Here is an 18,603-nt window from a genome sequence, read left to right on the forward strand (position 1 = left end):
TCCGGGCTAGGTCTGGCAGTGGCGGGTCGGGTCTTCGAGCAGATCCGGTTCGTCCGGGACCACGCGCAGGGTGTGGTGATGGTCGACGTTGTCGGCGTCCGGGCCCTGTGAAAAGGCTTGGCGGTCACCGTTCCACGAGAAGATCGACCAGCGGGACAGGCCGGAGAAGGCCGATCCGATACTGCCGAACGACGCGGACGAGAGCAGTGAGCCGAAGGATCCGGCGGAGCCGATCGACAGCACCGATCCGACGCTGCCGATGGACAGGATCGAATAGGCGGAGCCGATCGACAGGATCGATCCCTCGGAACGAATCGACAGGATCGATCGGCGCGACTTGATGCCCCGAGGGGTGGAGTTCGCAGCGGCCATATCCCCGGTCTACCACAGTGGCTCGGGCCGCAGAAAGAATTCGGCCCCTGTCCCTCCCGGCTTGTCGCGCGGGTGGAACAGGGGCGAAATTCTCGGCTGACCGTGGAATCCGGTCAGACCGTGAAGAATCCGATGGTCGGCAGGAACGAGCAGGTGATCGGCTGCGATTCGGCATCGGCCTGGGTGGTCAGCGAACCGGAGACCACGGCGACCACGCGACCGCCACCGGTGTTGACGATGGCCGACAGCGTGGCCGGACCGTCCGGGTTGATCTTGGCCTCATCGGTCAGGTTGGCCACACCGGACTGGCGGGTGTCCAGGTTCAGCCACTGCACCGTCATCGGCGGGGTCTGAATTTCGGTGGGGCGCTTGGTGCCCAGCGCGGTGAACACGAATCCGGTCTGGCTCGCGGCCGGTCCGGGCGGGGGCAGCTGGGCCGGGCCGGCGACGGCGAGCGCGGTGCCCACCGAGTCCGCGCCGGAGCCGATGCAGCCCTTACCGATGGTCGGCCACAGGAACTGGGCGATGACCGGGCCGTCCTTGGGGATGTCCGGACCGCCGCCGCCACTGCCGTCCAGGAAGGTGATGATCTTGTTCAGCGTGTCCTTGATGGACTGCGGCAGGTTCAGCGTCGCCAGGATCTGCTTGGCCTGATCGAGGATGGCCGTCTGCGGGCCGGGAGCCGCGATATCGGCGGGCCCGGCGGCCGCACCGATGATGGCCGGGATCAGCGAAGCGAGCGCATCGACCGAAACGCCTTCGGGGACCATCGGAATGGTCGCGGTCACCTGCTGCGGTGCCGGTGCCGGTTTGGCGAACGCGGTGGTGGGCACGGCCACGGTGGCACAGGCGGCCAGGGCCACTGCGGTGGTTGCGAACCGCGATCCTCGGGTGCGAAGCACTGGTGTAGCCGTCCTTACCTTCGGGTGCAACTAGCGGCGATGGAGCATCGCTCCGCGCCACTCTAGGGACCGGGCTGCCCGGTTGTACAGCCACGGAGTGATCTTGGCGTCCTATATCAGGTAAAGCTATCGAACGGCCGACCCGAAGTGCTGTTACTGATGGGGTCAGTGATGCGAATGTTACAGCAGGGGGAGCGCGACGCAGGGCGCCACGCGCGGTGCGACTACTCTTGTCGAGGCCCGCAAGCCCGCCGGTATTCGGCCTGTTCGAGGTGTATCCCGGCGTCATCCGCTGCCCGAGCTGAAAGTCCCGAGCCGTGAATCGACATTTCCGCCTGGCTGCCGTGGCCCTCGGCCTCTCCGTACTGGCGCGCCTGGCCTGGGTGCTGCTGCTGCCGAACGGCATGAATTTCGTCGACCTACACGTCTATGTGGACGGTTCGGCGAATCTGGGCAGTGGAAATCTTTATGAATACACGGACGCCAGCAAAACACCCGATTTTCCGCTGCCGTTCACCTATCCACCGTTCGCGGCGCTGGTGTTCTATCCGCTGCATTTCCTGCCGTTCTCGGTGGTCGCCATCGGCTGGCTGCTCGCCACGGTCGCGGCGCTGTTCGGCGTGGTGTGGATCGCGCTGGAATTGATGCTCGGCAAAGACGCACTGCGGCAACAGTATTGGCGCACGACGGCGGTCGCGTGGACGGCCGTCGGCATGTGGCTCGAACCCGTGCGCACCACCTTCGACTACGGCCAGGTCAATGTGTTCCTGGTGCTTATCGCCATGCTCGCGGTGCGCAGCACGAAGTGGTGGGTGTCCGGCACGCTGGTCGGCGCGGCCGCCGGGGTGAAGCTGACACCCGCCGTGACCGGCCTGTATTTCGTGGCACGACGGCGCTGGCTGGACGCGGCGTGGTCGGCGATTGTGTTCTTCGGCACCATCGGCCTGACCTTCGCCATCACCCCCGATGAGACGCGCAAGTACTTCACCGAACTGCTGGGCGACGCGTCCCGGATCGGCCCGGTGGCCTCGTCCACGAATCAGTCGCTGCGCGGCGCGCTCAGCCGTTTCCTCGGCCATGACGTGGTGTCCGGGCCGGTGTGGCTGGTGGCGGTGCTGATCACGGCGGTGCTCGCGGTGCTGGCGTGGCGTGCGCTGGTCAAGGACGATCTGCTGGGCACGCTCGTCATCGTGCAGCTGTTCGGTCTGATGGTGTCGCCGATTTCCTGGTCGCACCACTGGATCTGGTTGATTCCGGTCATTCTGTGGCTGGTGTACGGACCCATGCGGGAGGTCGCGGGCGCTCGGTGGGTGGCCGGATACTGGCTGGTCACCACGGCGATCGGGGTGCCCTGGGTGCTCGGGTTCTTCCAGTCGTCGATCTGGACGGTTTCGCGGCCGGGCATTCTGTCCTGGCTGGGCGCGGTGGATGTGATCGGCGTGCTGGTGTTCTACGCCTGGGTGGCGTGGGCGGGCCGGTCTAGCTCTGTCCGTCCAGTCGATCGATCTCATGAGCCAGCGCGACATCCAGTGCCGTGAGCCCATCGGCGTCATGTGTGGAGAGTGTGAAAGTGACTCTGCGCCAACGGATATCGATATCCGGGTGATGGTTGGCGGCTTCGGCGGCGACCGCGACGCGGCGCACCAGTTCGATGCCCGCGAGGAATGAGGCGGCTTCGACGGTGCGGGAGATGCTGTCCCCGGTGCGGGTCCAGCCGGGGAGTTCGTGCAGGGCCTTGGCGAGGTCTTCTTCGGAGAGCTGGGCTGGGGTCATGCTTACGGTGTACCCCGCATTCACGCCGCGCGTGCGGCCTTGAGGCCCTTCTTCAGCTCTTTCTTGCCGCAGCAGCCCGAGGCTTCCAGCTTCTTCATGCGCATGATGACGACAGGGCATTTCAGACACCGCGTTTTCTTGCGGCAGCACTTTTTCTTCGGCTTCAGACTCGAAACGTCCTTCGCCTTGACCTTGCCCATGTTGGTTAGCTTAACCTAACTCGGGAGCGCTAAACGTGTGAGTTCCAACCAACGGTAGTGTGTAGCTCGCCGCATGCCCGGTGGAATCTCTACTTTCCCCATGCATGACCCGCCGGGTCGGGCCAACCCTTTGCACCAGGAGGAATTTACTGTGTCGTCTGTCGAGTTCCGTAACGTCGCCATCGTGGCGCACGTCGACCACGGCAAGACAACACTGGTCGACGCGATGCTGCGGCAGTCCGGCGCATTCGCCGAACGTGCCGAGCTGGTCGACCGGGTGATGGACTCCGGGGATCTGGAGCGCGAGAAGGGCATCACCATTCTCGCGAAGAACACCGCGGTGCACCGGCACAACGCCGACGGCTCGCTGACCGTGATCAACGTGATCGACACCCCCGGCCACGCCGACTTCGGTGGTGAGGTCGAGCGCGGCCTGTCCATGGTCGACGGTGTCGTGCTGCTGGTCGACGCGTCCGAGGGCCCGCTGCCGCAGACCCGCTTCGTGCTGCGCAAGGCGCTCGCCGCCTCGCTGCCGGTCATCCTGGTGGTCAACAAGACCGACCGCCCGGACGCCCGCATCGAAGAGGTCGTCGAGGAGAGCCACGATCTGCTGCTGGACCTCGCCTCCGATCTGGACGACGAAGCCTCCGAGGCCGCCGAGCTGGCCCTGGACCTGCCCGTGCTGTACGCCTCGGGCCGTGAGGGCAAGGCGTCCACCAACCGTCCCGAGAACGGCAGCGCGCCGGACGCGGAGAACCTCGACGAGCTGTTCGAGGTCCTGATGAAGTACGTGCCCGCCCCCAAGGGCGATAAGACCGCCCCGCTGCAGGCGCACGTCACCAACCTCGACGCCTCGCCGTTCCTCGGCCGTATCGGCCTGGTCCGCATCCACAACGGCACCCTGCGCAAGGGTCAGAACGTGGCGTGGATGACCCCCGAGGGCAATAAGACCGTCCGCATCACCGAACTGCTGCAGACCGTCGGCGTGGAGCGCAAGCCGGGCGAGGAGGCCATCGCCGGTGACATCGTCGCCGTCGCGGGCATTCCGGAGATCATGATCGGCGACACCCTCGCCGATGTGGACAACCCGGTCGCGCTGCCGCGTATCACCGTCGATCAGCCCGCCATCTCGGTGACCATCGGCACCAACACCTCGCCGCTGGTGGGTCGCGTGTCCGGGCACAAGCTGACCGCCCGCATGGTCAAGGATCGCCTGGACAAGGAGCTCATCGGCAATGTGTCGCTGAAGGTCCTGGACATCGGCCGTCCGGACGCCTGGGAGGTGCAGGGTCGTGGTGAGCTCGCGCTCGCCATCCTGGTCGAGCAGATGCGCCGCGAGGGCTTCGAGCTGACCGTCGGCAAGCCGCAGGTGGTCACCCAGACCGTCGACGGCAAGATCCACGAGCCCTTCGAAGAGCTGACCGTGGACTGCCCGGACGAGTACCTGGGTGCGGTCACCCAGCTGCTGGCCGCCCGCAAGGGCAAGATGGTCCAGATGAGCAACCACTCCGCCGGGTGGGTGCGCATGGAGTTCATCGTCCCCTCGCGCGGTCTGATCGGTTTCCGCACCGATTTCCTCACCGAGACCCGCGGCACCGGTATCGCCAACGCCATCTTCGACGGTTACGCGCCGTGGGCCGGCGAGATCCGCGCCCGCCACACCGGTTCGCTGGTGTCGGACCGTGCCGGTTCGGTCACCCCGTTCGCCATGATCCAGCTGTCCGATCGCGGTCAGTTCTTCGTGGAGCCGGGCGCGGACACCTACGAGGGTCACGTCGTGGGCATCAACCCGCGCGCGGAGGATCTCGATATCAACGTCACCCGTGAGAAGAAGCTGACCAATATGCGGTCCGCCACGGCCGACGTCTTCGAGACCCTGGCCAAGCCGCTGCACCTGGATCTGGAAGCGGCCATGGAGTTCTGCACCGACGACGAATGCGTCGAGGTCACCCCCGAGGTCGTGCGCGTGCGCAAGCTGATCCTCGGTGCCACCGAGCGTGGCCGTGAGCTCTCCCGCAAGAAGGCCCGCGACCGCGCGGCCAACTGATTTTCACAGCTCTGCCGTAACTCCGGCGGTTCATGGTTGTTCGCGACCGTGGGCCGCCGGAGTTGTCGAATGCGGTCGCGAACTGAGCGCGACGCCGGTGACCGGGTGCGGAAGGGGCGTTGAAGTAGAGTGCCGAACGTGAGAAGGGCTCGGATGCGCGCGAAGTGGCGTGCGGTGCTGATCGCGGTGGCGACGGTCGTGACGGTCGCGACCGGATGCACCGCGAATCCGCCACCGCCGATCGAGTCCACCGACAGTCCGAAGACGCAGCCCGCCAAGCCCGGTAAGAATTCCGTGGTGGTGGCGGTGGACGATATCGGCATCGGGTTCAATCCGCATCTGCGGTCGCAGCTTTCGCCCGCGACGTCCGCGGTGTCGTCGATGGTGCTGCCGAGTCCGTTCCGGTCGGTGCCCAATACCGTGGTGCCGGGTGGTTCGGATTGGGTGCTGGATCCGGCGCTGATGGTGTCGGCGGATGTGACGGCGCAGGAGCCGTTCACCATCACCTATCAGATCAAGAACGAGGCGTCCTGGTCCGATGGCGCTCCGATCGCGGCCGAGGATTTCAAATACCTGTGGCAGCAGATGATCACGCAGCCCGGTGTGGTGGATCCCGCCGGGTACCGGCTCATTTCGGATGTCAGTTCGTCGGCGGGCGGTAAGACCGTCACCGTCACATTGCGCGAGGAGTATCCGGCCTGGCGGCAATTGTTCACCGATCTGCTGCCGCAGCATCTGGTGAAGGATTCCGGGTTCGAACAGGGCCTGGTGGACACCATTCGGATTTCCGGCGGGCAGTTCCGGATCAAGCAGGCCGATCGCGGCCGCGAGGAGATTCTGCTCGAGCGCAATGACCGTTACTGGGGTAAGCCCGCGGTGCCGGATCAGATTCTGCTGCGGCGCGGTGGAACTCCGGCGCAGGTGGCCGAATCGCTGCGGGTCGGTGACGCGCAGATGGCGCTGGTGCACGGCGGTGTCGCGTTGCAGGCGCAGTTGGCGGCGATTCCGTCGGTCCGCACCGCGATTCAGGCGCAGTCCCGGGAGATGCAGCTGGTGCTCAATGGCCGCACCGGTGATCTGGCCGATGTGCGGGTGCGCAAAGCCGTTCTGGGACTGCTGGATCCGGTATTGCTGGCCACGGTCGGCGCGCAGACGGGCAGCTGGGTGGAGCCGGTGCGCGCACAGGTGCTCGCGCCCTCGGACCCGGGTTATGTTGCGACGCAACCGCCGCGGCTCAGCTCCGAGGAGGTGTTCGGTCTGCTCAATGAGGCCGGATACGGCCGGGCGGCCGAGCCCGCGGTGACGCAGTCGCCGACTTCGCCCGCGCCGCAACCCCGTCCGATCGCCAAGAACGGTAAGACGCTGACGGTCCGGATCGGCGCGGTCGAGGGCGATGACGCCACGCTGGCCGTCGCCAATACCGCCGCCGACCAATTGCGCAGTGCCGGAATCGATGTGATGGTGCGCAGCATCGCCGCCGCACAGCTGTACGGCAAGGACACCACCGATTCCGGGGTGGACGCGATCGTGGGCTGGGAGCATGCGGGCGCGGATCCGGCGACCGCGCTGGCCTCGCGGTTCGGCTGCCCGCCGCTGCCGATTCCGGACGCCTCGGGCACGGGCACCGACAGCACCGTCTCCGATGCCGCGAAGAAGGCCCCGTCGAATCTGTCCGGGGTGTGCGATCCGGTGTTGCAGCCGGGTATCGATGTGGCGCTGCGCGGGATCGATGTCGGCAAGGTGATCGGCGATTCCGAGCCCGCGCTGTGGAATCTGGCGACGGTGCTGCCGATCGTGCAGGACACGCAGGTGGCGGCGGCCGGACCCCGGGTGGACGGCGTCTCGCTCAGCGGTGCGATCCAGACCGGCATCTTCGCCGATGCCGCGAACTGGCGGCGGCTGCCATGACCGACTTCGGGCCCGGACAGGGCGGGCTGCTGCTGGTGCACGCGCATCCCGATGACGAGTCCATCACCACCGGCGGCACCATCGCGCACTATCGGCGGCGCGGTATTCCGGTGACGGTGGTGACCTGCACCCTCGGTGAGGAGGGTGAGGTCATCGGGGAGCGGTGGGCGCGGCTGGTGGCGGCTCAGGCCGATCAGCTGGGCGGCTACCGGATTCTCGAATTGTCCAGGGCCCTGGCCGAATTGGATGCGGGTCCGCCGCTTTTCCTGGGCGGTGCGGGCCGCTGGCGCGATTCCGGTATGGCCGGGACTCCGGCGGCGCGCAATCCGCGGGCCTTCGTGAAATCCGGTCAGGAAGCGGTCGACGCGCTGGTGCAGATCATCCTCGAACTGCGTCCGCAGGTGGTCGTCGGCTATGACCCGCGCGGCGGGTACGGCCATCCGGACCATATTCGGGCGCACGAGATCACCATGGCCGCAGTCGATTCCGCCGCCGAATGGGGCTGGGAGACGCCGAAGGCGTACTGGACCGTCACCGACAGCGCCACCCTGGCCATGTATACCGAGGCGCTCAAGCGGCGCACGGTCGATCAGCTGCCGGGTGCGATTCCGCCCGGCTGGCGACTGCCGCACACCGGCGAATTGGCCTGTGTGCCACACGAATCCGTCACCACCACGGTGGATGTGGCGGATGCGCTGGCCGCCAAGCGGGCGGCACTGCGCGCGCACGCCACCCAGGTGACGGTCGCGCCGTCCGGCCGCGAATTCGCGCTGTCGAACAATATCGCCCAGCCGGTGCTGCCGGAGGAGCATTACATTCTGGTGCGCGGGCAGCGCGGTCCGGTCGGAGCGGACGGGCGTGAGCACGATCTGTTCGCCGGATTGCCCGGCGCACAGGTTTCACCGTCGATCGAGATGAGACACTGAGCCATGTACAACTGGGATCTGCAGAATGCGATCGCGGCGTTCGTCGAAAGTCAGCGCCCCAATTTCCAGGCGCAGCACGAGCTGTATTTGTCGGTGCTGTACGGATTCGTCGATATGCAGAGTCACCTGCTGACCCTGCTCGGCTTCCCGCCGGTGCCGTGACGTCCGCCGTCGCCAAGCACGGTGAGCGCGTCGGCCTGGGCAGTGTGCCGGGGCGGCCCTGGGTGGGTGCTGCCATCGGGCTGTTCCTCACCGTCGACGCGCTGATCACGCTGGTGCTCGAGGTGCTGTACCTGCCTATCTACGTCGGCCACGCGAACGCGCCGATGAGTGAACCGGTGCTGGCCGCCGCCGCGCCGCTGGCCTCGACCAGCACCACCGCCGGTGCTATTCCGCTGCCGATCACCGCACTGCTCGCCGGGGTGGTGAATGTGCTGCTGGTCATGGGCATGTCGGTGGTGAGCCGGCGGATTCCGGTGATGATCATTCCGCTGACGGTGTGGACGCTGGGTTTCCTGGTGTGCGCGAGCAGCGGGCCGGGTGGCGACGCCCTGCTCATCAGTGATTGGCCGACCATGGCGCTGCTGCTGTGCGGACTGGTGCCGCCGGGGCTGTACCTGTATTGGAAGGCGACCTCCCGCTACGCCCATGAGATCGAGGCCGTGCGCTAGTCCGGTCGATTCGGGGCTCGGGTCACACTTTGCCCGGCCGTCTCGTCTTCTTGGTGACCATCGAGAAAATGAGGAGCGCGCAATGGCTTTCGAGGCTTTCGAGACTTTCGAAGAACTCCGCGGCACGATTCGCGGCCGGGTGCTCACCCCCGGTGACGCCGATTTCGAGCAGGCGGCCGCGCCGTGGAATACCGCGGTGACACAGCGTCCGGCCGTCGTCGTCGAGGCCGCCGACGCGCAGGACGTCGCCGCCGTGGTGCGGTTCGCCCGGGCCGCCGGGCGGTTCGTGATCACCCAGCCGACCGGGCACGGTGCGACCGATGCCATCGAGGACGCGATCCTGTTGCGCACCGGGCTGTTGAACTCGGTGTCGATCGACCCCGAGGCGCGAATGGCGCGCGTGGGCGCGGGCGCGAACTGGGGACAGGTGCAGACGGCCGCCGCCGCGCACGGACTGGCCGGGCTCTCCGGCAGTAATCCGGTGGTCGGCGTCACCGGCTACACGCTCGGCGGCGGCGTCGGCTGGTTCGGCCGCAAATACGGCTGGGCCTCGAATGCGGTGCGCGCCTTCGAGATCGTGAATGCCGAGGGTGAGCAGGTGCGGGTGACCGCGGACAATGATCCGGAGTTGCTCTGGGCGCTGTGCGGTGGCGGCGGTGATTTCGGTGTGGTGACGGCGCTCGAGTTCGAGTTGTTCCCGGTGCCGCGGGTGTACGGCGGCCGGGTGACCTGGCCCGGTGCGCGGTTGTACGAGGTGTGGGATCTCTTCCGGCAGTTGACCTCTCACGCGCCGGACGAGTTGTCCGTCTGGTTCCAGCGGTTCCAGTTCCCGCAGGCGCCGGAGATGGTGGCCATCGATATCGCCTACCTCGGTGATCCGGAGCGGGGGCGCGCACTGGTCGCGGCGATCGATGCGCTCGGCGGTGCGGTGGCCGATACCCGCGCGGTGCTGTCGGTGGCGAATCTCGGCGATATCACCGCCGAGCCGACCGCGCCGAGCCCGTCGGTGTCGCGGGCGGAATTGCTCACCGATCTCGATGACGCGACCGTGAAAGTGCTGCTGGGCGAATCGGTCGCGCCGCTGTTGAATATTCAGGTCCGGCATCTGGGTGGTGCGCTGGGGTTGCCGGGTGCGGGTGCGCGCGGTCCGCTGCCCGAGCAGTACGTGGTGTATCTGCTCGGCCTGGGTTTGCCGCAGCTGCGAGATGCGGTCTCCGCCAAGCAGAATGCGCTGGTCGAGGCATTGGGTGCGCATATCAGCGGTGCGAAGCCGTACACCTTCCTGGCGCCCGGCGAATCCGTGGCGGCGGCCTTCGACGCGCGCACGCTGGAGCGGTTGCGGGTGCTCAAGCGGGATCGGGACGCGGACAATGTGATTCGAGCCAATTTCGGTGTGCTGGGTTGATGAGAACGCATAATCGCAAAATCCTTAGCATTCGAAATGAATTGCATCTGTAGTCGATTCGGGAACTTTCCGTTACTCTCTCGATCGAGAGAAAGCGTGACGAACAGCTCATTTTGGGCGGCTCGGCATGATCGGGGGCGCGGCAGCGTTCGGGAGCGGGAAGATTTTCGGTGGGCAGCTGGCAGAACCTGCGCAAATCGATTGGCAGGCAGACCGATTCGATAGAGCGCGGGGTTCAGGGCTGGGTGAGCATCCGGGTCCGGCTGCTCGCGATCGTGCTCATCTCCAGCATCACGCTGCTGGCCATCGGTGCGGGCGCGGCCAGTTACCTGGTCAAATCCGCGCAGGATGACGAGGACTGGGCCCAGCTCAGCGGCGACACCACGACCCCCGCGATCCTGATGGTCTCCTCCTTCCAGGAGGAGCGGCGGCTGTCGATGCTGCGGCTGGCCGGTGACGCCGACGCGATCGCCCAATTGACGCCCGCGCGTACGCGTTCGGATCAGGCGCTGGCCGTGGTCAAGACGAAGGGCGACGCCGCGCGCAAACTCAATCCCGATGGCGCGGCGGCCGATATCGACGGCTACAACAAGCTTTTCGGCATGGTGCCCACGCTGCGCAACGGCGTGGATTCGCTGCAGGCCACCCCCGAGCAGGTTTTCGGATTCTTCACCGAGGTGATCCGCACCATTATCTCGGCGTCGATGCTGGCGGCCCGGGTCGCGCCGAACGCCAAACTCGGTGTCGAACTCGGGCACGGTGTCGAGCCGCTGCGTGCCGCCGAAGCGCTGTCGCAGGCCGACACCATCGGCGCGGTGGCGGTGACCACCGGCATCTTCTCCGGTGCGCAACTGCTCGAATTCAGCCGCCGCGCGGGCGAATTCCGCGCCCAGGTGGCGTACGCGGGCACGGTGCTCAAGGGCAAACGGCTCGCCGAATTGAACGCGATCACCGATGGCTCGGCATGGCAGCAGGTCACCGCCATGCAGGATGCGCTGCTACTGCGCGGTCCGGTCGGTGACACCGATGCGACGGCGACCGGGAATGCGACCGAGACCGGGAAGACCGCGACCGGGAAGCCGCGCGACACCGCCAAGGCGACCGCCGCGTTGCCGGTGAGCCTGGACGACTGGCAGCGAGCTTCCGCCCAGGTCAATATGGCTCTGCAGAAGCTCTGGGAGAATCAGAGTCGCGATCAGCATGTGATCGCGAGCAGACAGGGCGCCGCGACCACTCGCGATTCGCTCATCGGCGGCGCGGTGGTCGGGCTGATCGCGCTGCTGGCCTTCGGCGCGGCGTTCGTGCTGGCCAATCGCTTCATCGGCCGAATGAAGCGATTGCGCAGTGACACACTGGAATTGGCCGATCAGCGGATGCCTGGCCTGATTCAGCGGCTGGGCGCCGGCGAGGATGTCGATGTCTCGGCCGAGGTGTCGCGCCTGGACTTCGGCACCGATGAGCTGGGTCAGGTGGCCGATGCCTTCAACCGCGCCCACGTGGCGGCGGTATCGGCGGCGATCGCCGAGGCGCGCACCCGCGCCGGTATCAACGCGGTCTTCCTGAATATCGCGCATCGCAGTCAGGTGGTGGTGCACCGGCAGCTCGGCCTGCTCGATCGCGCCGAGCGCGAGGAGAAGAACTCCGATCAGCTCGAATTGCTGTTCCAGCTCGATCATCTCGCCACCCGCGCCCGGCGCAATGCCGAGAATCTGATCATTCTCGGTGGTGAGCAGCCGGGGCGGCGCTGGCGTAACCCGGTGGCGCTCATCGATCTGGTGCGCGGTGCGGTGGCGGAAAGCCTGGACTACACCAGGATTCGGACCGGCCGCCTGCCCGAGGTGTGGGTGGCCAGTCGCGCGGTGGCCGATATCATCCACCTGCTGGCCGAGCTGACCGACAATGCCACGGCCTGTTCACCGCCGGAATCCGATGTCACGGTGTCGGCGGTGGTGGTGGGCCGGGGCGTCGCGGTCGAGGTCATCGATCACGGTCTCGGCATGACCGAGGCGCAGTTGGCCGAACGCAATGCGCTGCTGGCGAATCCGCCCGACTTCAGTGTGGCGACACTGTCCGGCAATACCCGGCTGGGCCTGTTCGTGGTCGCGAAATTGGCTGCCCGGCATGCTGTTTCGGTGAAGCTGCTGGAATCCGAGTACGGCGGCGTGCGCGCCGTGGTGCTGATTCCGTCGGCGGTGCTGGAGACTTCCGGGCCACCGCGGCATGAGCAGCCGTTTCCGCATCGCGGTCTGCCCGCCGCGCAGACCTCCCGGTTCGCCGTGCCTTCGCCGCCGCCCGCCGCGCCGCCCGCCGGTGGTCCGGATTCCTTCGAATCATTGGCCCCGGTGTGGTCGAATGCCGTTCGCGCCGAACGGAATCCGGAATTCCCACGGCCCAGCCTGCCCGCCCGGGAACCGGGGCCGAACGCGCTCACCGCCGTCTTCACCGAACACCCGGACGCGAACGCGGATCGCCCGGGAACCTATACCGATCTCCCGCGGTCCGATTCCGCTCGCCCGGATCTGCCTCGTCGCAGTCGCCGGACCGGTGCGGATACGGCCGCCGAACCGGTGGTGTCCGCACCGCCGCGGCAGCGCACGGCCGATGAGGCCCGCAATCTCATGAGCGCGATCTCCAAAGGCACCCGCCAGGGCCGCAAGCACCCTCCGGAATCCGAGAGAGGACCACAATGACCACCTTCCAGCGAATCGATCTGGGCTGGCTGCTCGACGAAATGGTCAGCGGGCTGACCGACGCGCGGGTGGCGGTGCTGCTCTCCACCGACGGCCTGCTGCTCGGTTATTCGAAGGGGCAACAGCATTCGGAGGCGGAGCGTTTCGGCGCGATGGCCTCGGCGCTGCACAGTCTGGCGCGGTCGGCCGGGCACCACTTCAGGGCGGGCGGGGTCTGCCAGACGGTGGTCGAACTCGATGAGGCGGTGCTGTTCATCACCGCGGCCGGGGAGAACGCCTGCCTGGCCCTGCTGGCCTCCGAGACCGCCGATATGGGTCTGGTGGCCTATGAGATGAATCAGACCGTGCAGCGCGTCGGCACCCATCTGTCGGTCGATCCGGTTCGCCGTCCACCACACGCCGATCCCGCGGGCGGCGCGCAACGGCCATGAACGAGCCGCGCGAACACTGGTACGAGGAGGATTCCGGTCCGCTGGTCCGCCTCTTCGCGGTGACCGGCGGCCGCGGCGGCATCGAGCGGCCGGAGCTGTCCATGACGACGCAGCTGGTCGATGTGCAGCGCGGTGCGTCCGTGCGGCGCACCGAACCGGAGTACGCGGCCATCGTGCGGATGTGCCGCACCCCGATCTCGGTGGCCGAGGTGGCGGCGCATCTGCATCTGCCGCTCGCGGTGGTCAAGGTGCTGATCGGGGATCTGATCGATGAGGGCAGGCTGGTGTATCGCACGCCGCCGCCCCCCACGGGCAGCACCGCCGATATGGGGCTGCTGACCGCGGTACTGGAGGGCATCCGGTCGCTCTGAGCTGACCCGTCGATGTGAGCTAAGTCAGTTGTGCGGCAAGGCGTTTGGCGTTCATATAGGCGATGGCCTCGATGGAGACCATCGGGTTGACGCCCGGCGCGGTGGGGAAACTGGAACCGTCCGCGACGACGATATTGGCCACATCCCAGGTGGCCCCGTCCGGATTGGTGGCCGAGAGCTCGGGGGAGCCGCCCATGCGCGCCGAACCCATGATGTGCAGCGCGCCCAGCGCGCACTGTCCGGGACCGTAGCCCGCGCGCTCGCAGGCCGCCTCGAATTCGGCGTGCGAGCCGCGCACGCCGGGTTCGTAGGACACCCCGGCCTGATGCCCGGAGAAGATGCGGCGTGCCCCGGCGGCCTCCAGAATCTGTGCGGCACCGGCGATTCCGGTGTGCAGATGTCCGGCGTCGTAATCCGAGAGCTTGTATTTGACGATCGCCTCGCCGGTCTTGTCGATTTCCACGGTGCCCGAATCACGGTCGCGGGTAATGACGCCGACGGCGTTCGAGCGGGCGAAGTCCAGCATGGTGGCGCGGTGCTCGGCGGCCCCGCGCCAGTTCATGAATCCGGTGGCCAGACCCGGGTGCAGGGGTCCGGTCTCGTAGATGACGCCGTAACCCTTACCGTCCAGATCGGCGTGGTGGCGGCTGATACGAGTCTGCAAACCGCCCTCCCAGCCGCGGATCTCGTCATCGAAGACGCCGAAGACCGCCGCGGCGGGATGCAGGCGCAGATGGCGGCCGATGTTCTTGTTCTTCAATCCGGACCGCTGCAGCAGTGCGGGGGTCTGGATGGCCCCGGCCGCCACGACCACGGCCCTCGCCGACACCTTTATCTCCGCACCATTCGAGGTGATCGCCGAAACCGCCTCGGCCCGACCGTTTTTCACCTCGATGCGTCGTACATCCGCATCGACCACCAGGCGAGCGCCGTGCCCGGCCGCGTCGGCGAGCCAGGTCTTGGTGACCGACTGCTTCGCGCCCACGCGGCAGCCGTAACCGCAACGGCCGCATTCGATTCCGGCATCGCAGGCGTCGGAGACATTGCGCGGCAGGGCATCGATATCCCAGCCGAGCGCCTGTGCGCCGCGTTCGAGAACGCTGTCCCGCAGTGACAGTTGCGATTTGGCCGTCGTGACGCCGATGCGGCCGGACACCGCCGCGAGCGCGTCACCGTATTCGGCCTCGGCGAATTGCGGTGCGCCGAGTTCGGCCCACTCCTGCCGCACGGTATCGGGGGTGGGCAGCGAGGTGCTCCAGTTGACGACGGTGCCGCCGCCCAGGCAGGTTCCGGCGACCAGGGTGATCTGGCCTTCGGCCGATCCGGCGGGGCCGGGCGCGTACAGGCTGGTCAGCGCCTCCAGTTCGCCCGCGCCGAAATCCCGGTCGTCGTAATAGTTTCCGCGTTCCAGCACCACCACATCGAGTCCGGCCTCGGCGAGGACCGCGGCCGCCGCGCCACCGCCCGCACCGGAGCCGATGATCACGACATCGCAGGTGAGCGTGGTGGATTCGGTGAACCGCTGCGGCTGCAACGCCGGTTTCGGAGCGTTCTGCAACGGTCCCGCCGGAGCCGGATAGCCGATCTCCTTCCACAGCGGGTTCGTGCCGGTCGGTCCCGGGGTCACATTGTAGGCCAGCAGCGAGGCCTGCTTGAGTGCCTGGAAGATGGCCCGCACCGGTGCCAGTCCGGAATCGCCGAGCTTCAGCAGCGCCTTCTCGCGCTGCTCCTGCGACAGTGTGGAGAACTTGCGCGGCCCATTGCCGGTGAGCAGTCCGGTGAGCCGGGAATCCCACAGCCCGAGCAGCGTCGCCAGTTGCTTCTGCTCCGCCTCGCGCGGATTGCGGCCCAGAATCCGGAAGATGGTGTCGACCGTTCCCAGCTCCGTCGCGGCGGGCAGGGTGAGCCCGTCGCCGGGCAGGAACGTATCGCAGATCTGGCCCAGCGCGGCCCGCTGTGCGGCCGTTGGTTCCATGACAACTCCCCTCGTAAAACCTGGGTGTTTTCTACCATATCGGGCGAATGTCGGCTCACTTTTCAGCGTCTCGATCTGCGGAAATCTACGGTTCTCGAGGTGAATGAAAAATTACATCCGGAATCGATGTCACACCCGTGCGGGCCGCGTCGTCATCTCTGTGTAGTCAACAAGAACCCAGTGGAAAGAGCAGCACAATGACCCGCTTCGCCCTGTACCAGAATGAAGTCGCCGCCAAGTTCAACAAGCGCCTGGTGACCGCGGCCCGCGTCGTCGACGAGTCCACCCTGCCCAAGGCCACCCAGGAACTGGTCAAGATCCGCGCCTCGCAGATCAACAGCTGTGGCATGTGCCTGGATATGCACACCAAGGACGCGGCGCACGCGGGTGAGACCCCGGTCCGCCTGGCCATGGTCGCCGCTTGGCGCGAATCCACCGTCTTCGACGAGGCCGAGCGCGCCGCGCTGGCGCTGACCGAGGAGGGCACCCGCCTGGCCGACGCCCATCAGGGCATCAGCGAGGACACCTGGGCGCAGGTCCGCAAGAACTACGACGATGACCAGATCGGCGCGCTGATCTCGCTGATCGCCACCATCAATGCCTGGAACCGCCTGAACGTCATCGCGGGCATGACCGGCGGCGAGTACCAGCCCGGCCAGTGGTGACCCGCTCGGTCCGCTGAGTCGCGGTGCGGCTCAGCGGGTTCCGAGCTGACCCGGGGTGACGGCCTCGATCAGCGGCCACACCTGGTCCAGCGGAATGTCTATGACGTGATAGCGCTTCTTGCCCGCCGCGGTGGCGGCGGTGATGGTGGCCAGGCCGACCCGGCGCTGGAACCAGGATTGCCGCACCGTCCAGCCGATGATGCCGGGGCCCTCCAGACAATCCCGATCGCGATCGAGCGAGCCGCTGCGCGTGATGAGCCAGGTGGGATTGTCGCCGGTCGCGGGAATCACCGTATGGCCCAGACCCCGTGCGCGATCCCACGCCAGTGCGGTGGCAACGGCGGCCGCCAGCACCAGAAGCGCCCAGATCCACGCCGGAATCGACCCGCCCGCAAGGGATATCGCGATCAGGACGACCGCGGCCACACCGGGCAGGCTCAGGGCCCGGGTGTAGCGGCGGCGGGTGGCGGCCGGGCCGTGCGAGCGCAACTCCGCGGTGACGATGGGCGGAATCGGGAGTTCGGCTTCGCCCCGGACCGCACCGTTCGCCCCGGCGACCGCACCCGCGCCGGGCGCGACAGCGTCGAGAACGGCCGTGCTGTCGAGCAGATGCGCCAGGGTGTGATCCACGGCCGCGCGGGGAGCCTGGGGAACGATTTTCTGCCGGGACTTGGTGCCCGTCATGATGGTTTCGAGTTCGGCCGCGCCCGCCATGCGCAGCAGCAGCGGTTCGTTCACGGTCGCACCGCGCAGCCGGGCCAGATCCAGGGTGGTCTGGCGGGTGGTGAACAATCCGTGCCGGATATGCAGTGTGCTGCCGTCGTCGATGACCTTCAGTCCGTAGTAGGTGGTCAAGTAGCGGGCGCAGGCCGCCAGGCTGACGAATGCCACCAGGAACAGGAACAGCGCGGTCACCGCCAGCGCGATGGCCTGTGCGCCACCGTCTTCCACGCCCTGTACGGCGCTGGAGTCGAAGATGATGCGGGCGAAGCCGTATTGGAAGAGCAGACCCACGATCGGCGCGATGATGGCGAACCCGGTCAGCGACAGCGGTGCGTAGCGCACCCAATTCGCCTGCCAGTGCGTGATTTCCACCGGTGCGTGCGCGGGCGGTGCGGGCAGGTCGACGACCGGCTTGTTCAGCATCACGCCGCTGGTCGCGTCCGTATCCCGCTGCGGCTCGGCGGATTCGGTGCCACCGTGCCCCTGCTCGCGGGTGTGTTCGAGCAGTGTCGTGCGCAGTGCGGGCACCAGCCCGGCGTCGAGCGAATCGAGTTTGAACCGGTCCCCGCGCTCGGCCTGCTGTCCGGTGCCGATGGACAGCACCGCCAGCCCGAGCGCCCGGTGCAGCAGATCGGCTTCCACGTCCACCGAGCGAACTCGATTGCGCGGCACCGAGAGTCGCTTGCGCTGAATCAATCCGGTGCGCAGTTCGACATTGTCCGGCGTGATCCGATAGGTGGTGGTGAACCAGCGCGTGATGGCCAGCACCACGATGATGCCCACCACCCCGAGGCTCCACATCGGGCTGTCACTGCGCGCCCCCGCGATGAGGGTGGCCAGCAGCACCGGGATGAAGCGGATCAGCTCGGTGATCGGATGCACCAGCAGCATGCGCCGATCCAGCCGCTGCCAGGAGGCGCTCGGCGGCGGGGGAGCGGGCGGTGCGGGAATCGATTGTGGCGCTGCGGGATCGGGGTTGAACGGGTCGGTCACGTGGCGTCTCCGCGATGCCGGGCGGCGATTTCGGTCAACTGCGTGACGGTGCGCCGGGCATCGTCGAGGGCGAGTGCGCTGATGTGCACGGCCCCGGCCGAGGATGCGGTGGTCACGGTCACCGTGGCCAAGCCGAGCAGTCGTTCCAGCGGTCCGCGATAGGTGTCGACGGTCTGGATGCGGCTGATCGGCGCGACCCGGCTCTCCTGGGTGAACCAGCCCGTCCGGGTGTAGACGGCCTCGGCGGTGATCTCCCACCGGTGCACCGCGTACCGCCACATCGGTACCACGCCGATGCTGAATACCGCTGCCAGCACGGCGATTACGAGTATCCACAGCTGCCAGGTGCGCCGGTGCGGATCCACGATCATCCAGATGATCAGGGCCAGGAAGGGGAACGCCCACGACAGTGCGGCGCCGATCGCCCACAGCAATTTCGCGCGCGGACTCGGATGCCAGGCGGGATCCACCATGATCCCGCCGGGGGCGGGCTGGAGGTCGCCGGAGGCGGGACGCTCGGACATGCCTGCCATGCTTGCACGAATTGCGCC

General features: G+C 67.2%; 18 protein-coding genes. 11 read left to right on the top strand and 7 right to left on the bottom strand.

Going from position 1 to position 18,603, the window contains the following annotated elements:
- Nucleotides 1-6: 6 nt before the first annotated feature.
- A complete protein-coding gene (locus ACFC0O_RS34455; RefSeq protein WP_375965493.1) occupies nucleotides 7-372 on the bottom strand; it encodes a hypothetical protein in 366 nt (121 codons plus the stop codon).
- Between the two features lie 113 nt (nucleotides 373-485).
- Entirely contained in the window at nucleotides 486-1,274 is a 789-nt protein-coding gene (locus ACFC0O_RS34460; protein ID WP_364640118.1) for a hypothetical protein, read from the bottom strand.
- Between the two features lie 317 nt (nucleotides 1,275-1,591).
- On the opposite strand from ACFC0O_RS34460, the gene ACFC0O_RS34465 reads away from it, so the two are divergent.
- Nucleotides 1,592-2,812 carry a mannosyltransferase gene (locus ACFC0O_RS34465; RefSeq protein ID WP_375965495.1) on the top strand — a complete coding sequence of 407 codons (1,221 nt, stop codon included), beginning with the start codon at nucleotides 1,592-1,594 and terminating at the stop codon, nucleotides 2,810-2,812.
- On the opposite strand, the gene ACFC0O_RS34470 is transcribed toward ACFC0O_RS34465, so the two are convergent.
- Nucleotides 2,754-3,047, bottom strand: a complete 294-nt coding sequence (locus ACFC0O_RS34470; protein ID WP_375965499.1) for a 4a-hydroxytetrahydrobiopterin dehydratase — start codon at nucleotides 3,045-3,047, stop codon at nucleotides 2,754-2,756. The genes ACFC0O_RS34465 and ACFC0O_RS34470 overlap by 59 nt on opposite strands.
- Before the next feature lie 20 nt (nucleotides 3,048-3,067).
- Nucleotides 3,068-3,247, bottom strand: a complete 180-nt coding sequence (locus tag ACFC0O_RS34475; protein WP_084522846.1) for a hypothetical protein — start codon at nucleotides 3,245-3,247, stop codon at nucleotides 3,068-3,070.
- A 151-nt stretch (nucleotides 3,248-3,398) separates the two neighbouring features.
- On the opposite strand from ACFC0O_RS34475, the gene typA reads away from it, so the two are divergent.
- The 9 genes from typA (at nucleotide 3,399) to ACFC0O_RS34520 (ending at nucleotide 13,696) form a co-directional block, all read left to right on the top strand.
- A complete protein-coding gene (gene typA / locus ACFC0O_RS34480; RefSeq protein WP_375965502.1) occupies nucleotides 3,399-5,294 on the top strand; it encodes a translational GTPase TypA in 1,896 nt (631 codons plus the stop codon).
- A gap of 153 nt (nucleotides 5,295-5,447) precedes the next feature.
- The gene (locus ACFC0O_RS34485; RefSeq protein ID WP_375966419.1) at nucleotides 5,448-7,202 is read left to right on the top strand and encodes an ABC transporter family substrate-binding protein; all 1,755 of its coding nucleotides are present in this window, start codon (nucleotides 5,448-5,450) and stop codon (nucleotides 7,200-7,202) included.
- Nucleotides 7,199-8,128, top strand: a complete 930-nt coding sequence (mshB, locus tag ACFC0O_RS34490) for an N-acetyl-1-D-myo-inositol-2-amino-2-deoxy-alpha-D-glucopyranoside deacetylase (protein WP_375965504.1) — start codon at nucleotides 7,199-7,201, stop codon at nucleotides 8,126-8,128. The genes ACFC0O_RS34485 and mshB overlap by 4 nt, the downstream gene beginning before the upstream one ends.
- A gap of 3 nt (nucleotides 8,129-8,131) precedes the next feature.
- Complete coding sequence (locus ACFC0O_RS34495) at nucleotides 8,132-8,290, top strand: hypothetical protein (RefSeq protein ID WP_194852736.1); 159 nt, start codon at nucleotides 8,132-8,134, stop codon at nucleotides 8,288-8,290.
- Nucleotides 8,287-8,799 carry a hypothetical protein gene (locus tag ACFC0O_RS34500; RefSeq protein WP_375965507.1) on the top strand — a complete coding sequence of 171 codons (513 nt, stop codon included), beginning with the start codon at nucleotides 8,287-8,289 and terminating at the stop codon, nucleotides 8,797-8,799. The genes ACFC0O_RS34495 and ACFC0O_RS34500 overlap by 4 nt, the downstream gene beginning before the upstream one ends.
- Before the next feature lie 82 nt (nucleotides 8,800-8,881).
- Nucleotides 8,882-10,204: an FAD-binding oxidoreductase gene (locus ACFC0O_RS34505; RefSeq protein WP_375965509.1), complete on the top strand. Its 1,323-nt coding sequence runs from the start codon at nucleotides 8,882-8,884 to the stop codon at nucleotides 10,202-10,204.
- A gap of 170 nt (nucleotides 10,205-10,374) precedes the next feature.
- The gene (locus ACFC0O_RS34510; RefSeq protein WP_375965512.1) at nucleotides 10,375-12,894 is read left to right on the top strand and encodes a nitrate- and nitrite sensing domain-containing protein; all 2,520 of its coding nucleotides are present in this window, start codon (nucleotides 10,375-10,377) and stop codon (nucleotides 12,892-12,894) included.
- Entirely contained in the window at nucleotides 12,891-13,325 is a 435-nt protein-coding gene (locus ACFC0O_RS34515; protein WP_375965514.1) for a roadblock/LC7 domain-containing protein, read from the top strand. Before ACFC0O_RS34510 ends, ACFC0O_RS34515 begins: the two co-directional genes overlap by 4 nt.
- Nucleotides 13,322-13,696 carry a DUF742 domain-containing protein gene (locus tag ACFC0O_RS34520; RefSeq protein ID WP_375965516.1) on the top strand — a complete coding sequence of 125 codons (375 nt, stop codon included), beginning with the start codon at nucleotides 13,322-13,324 and terminating at the stop codon, nucleotides 13,694-13,696. The genes ACFC0O_RS34515 and ACFC0O_RS34520 overlap by 4 nt, the downstream gene beginning before the upstream one ends.
- 19 nt (nucleotides 13,697-13,715) lie before the next feature.
- Here ACFC0O_RS34520 and ACFC0O_RS34525 read toward each other — a convergent pair whose 3' ends face one another.
- Nucleotides 13,716-15,671 carry a GMC family oxidoreductase N-terminal domain-containing protein gene (locus ACFC0O_RS34525; protein ID WP_375965518.1) on the bottom strand — a complete coding sequence of 652 codons (1,956 nt, stop codon included), beginning with the start codon at nucleotides 15,669-15,671 and terminating at the stop codon, nucleotides 13,716-13,718.
- Nucleotides 15,672-15,868: 197 nt separating this feature from the next.
- Between ACFC0O_RS34525 and ACFC0O_RS34530 the strand changes: the two genes are divergently transcribed.
- Nucleotides 15,869-16,336, top strand: coding sequence for a carboxymuconolactone decarboxylase family protein (locus tag ACFC0O_RS34530; RefSeq protein ID WP_364640080.1), 468 nt, complete (start codon nucleotides 15,869-15,871; stop codon nucleotides 16,334-16,336).
- A gap of 30 nt (nucleotides 16,337-16,366) precedes the next feature.
- On the opposite strand, the gene ACFC0O_RS34535 is transcribed toward ACFC0O_RS34530, so the two are convergent.
- Both ACFC0O_RS34535 and ACFC0O_RS34540 read right to left on the bottom strand, forming a co-directional pair.
- Entirely contained in the window at nucleotides 16,367-17,950 is a 1,584-nt protein-coding gene (locus ACFC0O_RS34535; RefSeq protein WP_375966421.1) for a PH domain-containing protein, read from the bottom strand.
- Nucleotides 17,951-18,048: 98 nt separating this feature from the next.
- Nucleotides 18,049-18,585: a PH domain-containing protein gene (locus tag ACFC0O_RS34540; RefSeq protein WP_375965520.1), complete on the bottom strand. Its 537-nt coding sequence runs from the start codon at nucleotides 18,583-18,585 to the stop codon at nucleotides 18,049-18,051.
- Nucleotides 18,586-18,603 lie beyond the last annotated feature (18 nt).

The sequence above is a fragment of the Nocardia sp. NPDC056100 genome, from assembly GCF_042266325.1.
GTDB lineage: Bacteria > Actinomycetota > Actinomycetes > Mycobacteriales > Mycobacteriaceae > Nocardia.

Bases quoted from the DNA above. Each gene is read 5' to 3' on its own strand.
- ACFC0O_RS34535 (WP_375966421.1), bottom strand. From the start codon at position 17,950: ATGCTGCTGGTGCATCCGATCACCGAGCTGATCCGCTTCATCCCGGTG.
- ACFC0O_RS34530 (WP_364640080.1), top strand. From the start codon at position 15,869: ATGACCCGCTTCGCCCTGTACCAGAATGAAGTCGCCGCCAAGTTCAAC.
- ACFC0O_RS34485 (WP_375966419.1), top strand. From the start codon at position 5,448: ATGCGCGCGAAGTGGCGTGCGGTGCTGATCGCGGTGGCGACGGTCGTG.
- ACFC0O_RS34495 (WP_194852736.1), top strand. From the start codon at position 8,132: ATGTACAACTGGGATCTGCAGAATGCGATCGCGGCGTTCGTCGAAAGT.
- mshB (WP_375965504.1), top strand. From the start codon at position 7,199: ATGACCGACTTCGGGCCCGGACAGGGCGGGCTGCTGCTGGTGCACGCG.
- ACFC0O_RS34540 (WP_375965520.1), bottom strand. From the start codon at position 18,585: ATGGCAGGCATGTCCGAGCGTCCCGCCTCCGGCGACCTCCAGCCCGCC.
- ACFC0O_RS34515 (WP_375965514.1), top strand. From the start codon at position 12,891: ATGACCACCTTCCAGCGAATCGATCTGGGCTGGCTGCTCGACGAAATG.
- ACFC0O_RS34475 (WP_084522846.1), bottom strand. From the start codon at position 3,247: ATGGGCAAGGTCAAGGCGAAGGACGTTTCGAGTCTGAAGCCGAAGAAA.
- ACFC0O_RS34520 (WP_375965516.1), top strand. From the start codon at position 13,322: ATGAACGAGCCGCGCGAACACTGGTACGAGGAGGATTCCGGTCCGCTG.
- ACFC0O_RS34525 (WP_375965518.1), bottom strand. From the start codon at position 15,671: ATGGAACCAACGGCCGCACAGCGGGCCGCGCTGGGCCAGATCTGCGAT.
- ACFC0O_RS34455 (WP_375965493.1), bottom strand. From the start codon at position 372: ATGGCCGCTGCGAACTCCACCCCTCGGGGCATCAAGTCGCGCCGATCG.
- ACFC0O_RS34470 (WP_375965499.1), bottom strand. From the start codon at position 3,047: ATGACCCCAGCCCAGCTCTCCGAAGAAGACCTCGCCAAGGCCCTGCAC.
- ACFC0O_RS34505 (WP_375965509.1), top strand. From the start codon at position 8,882: ATGGCTTTCGAGGCTTTCGAGACTTTCGAAGAACTCCGCGGCACGATT.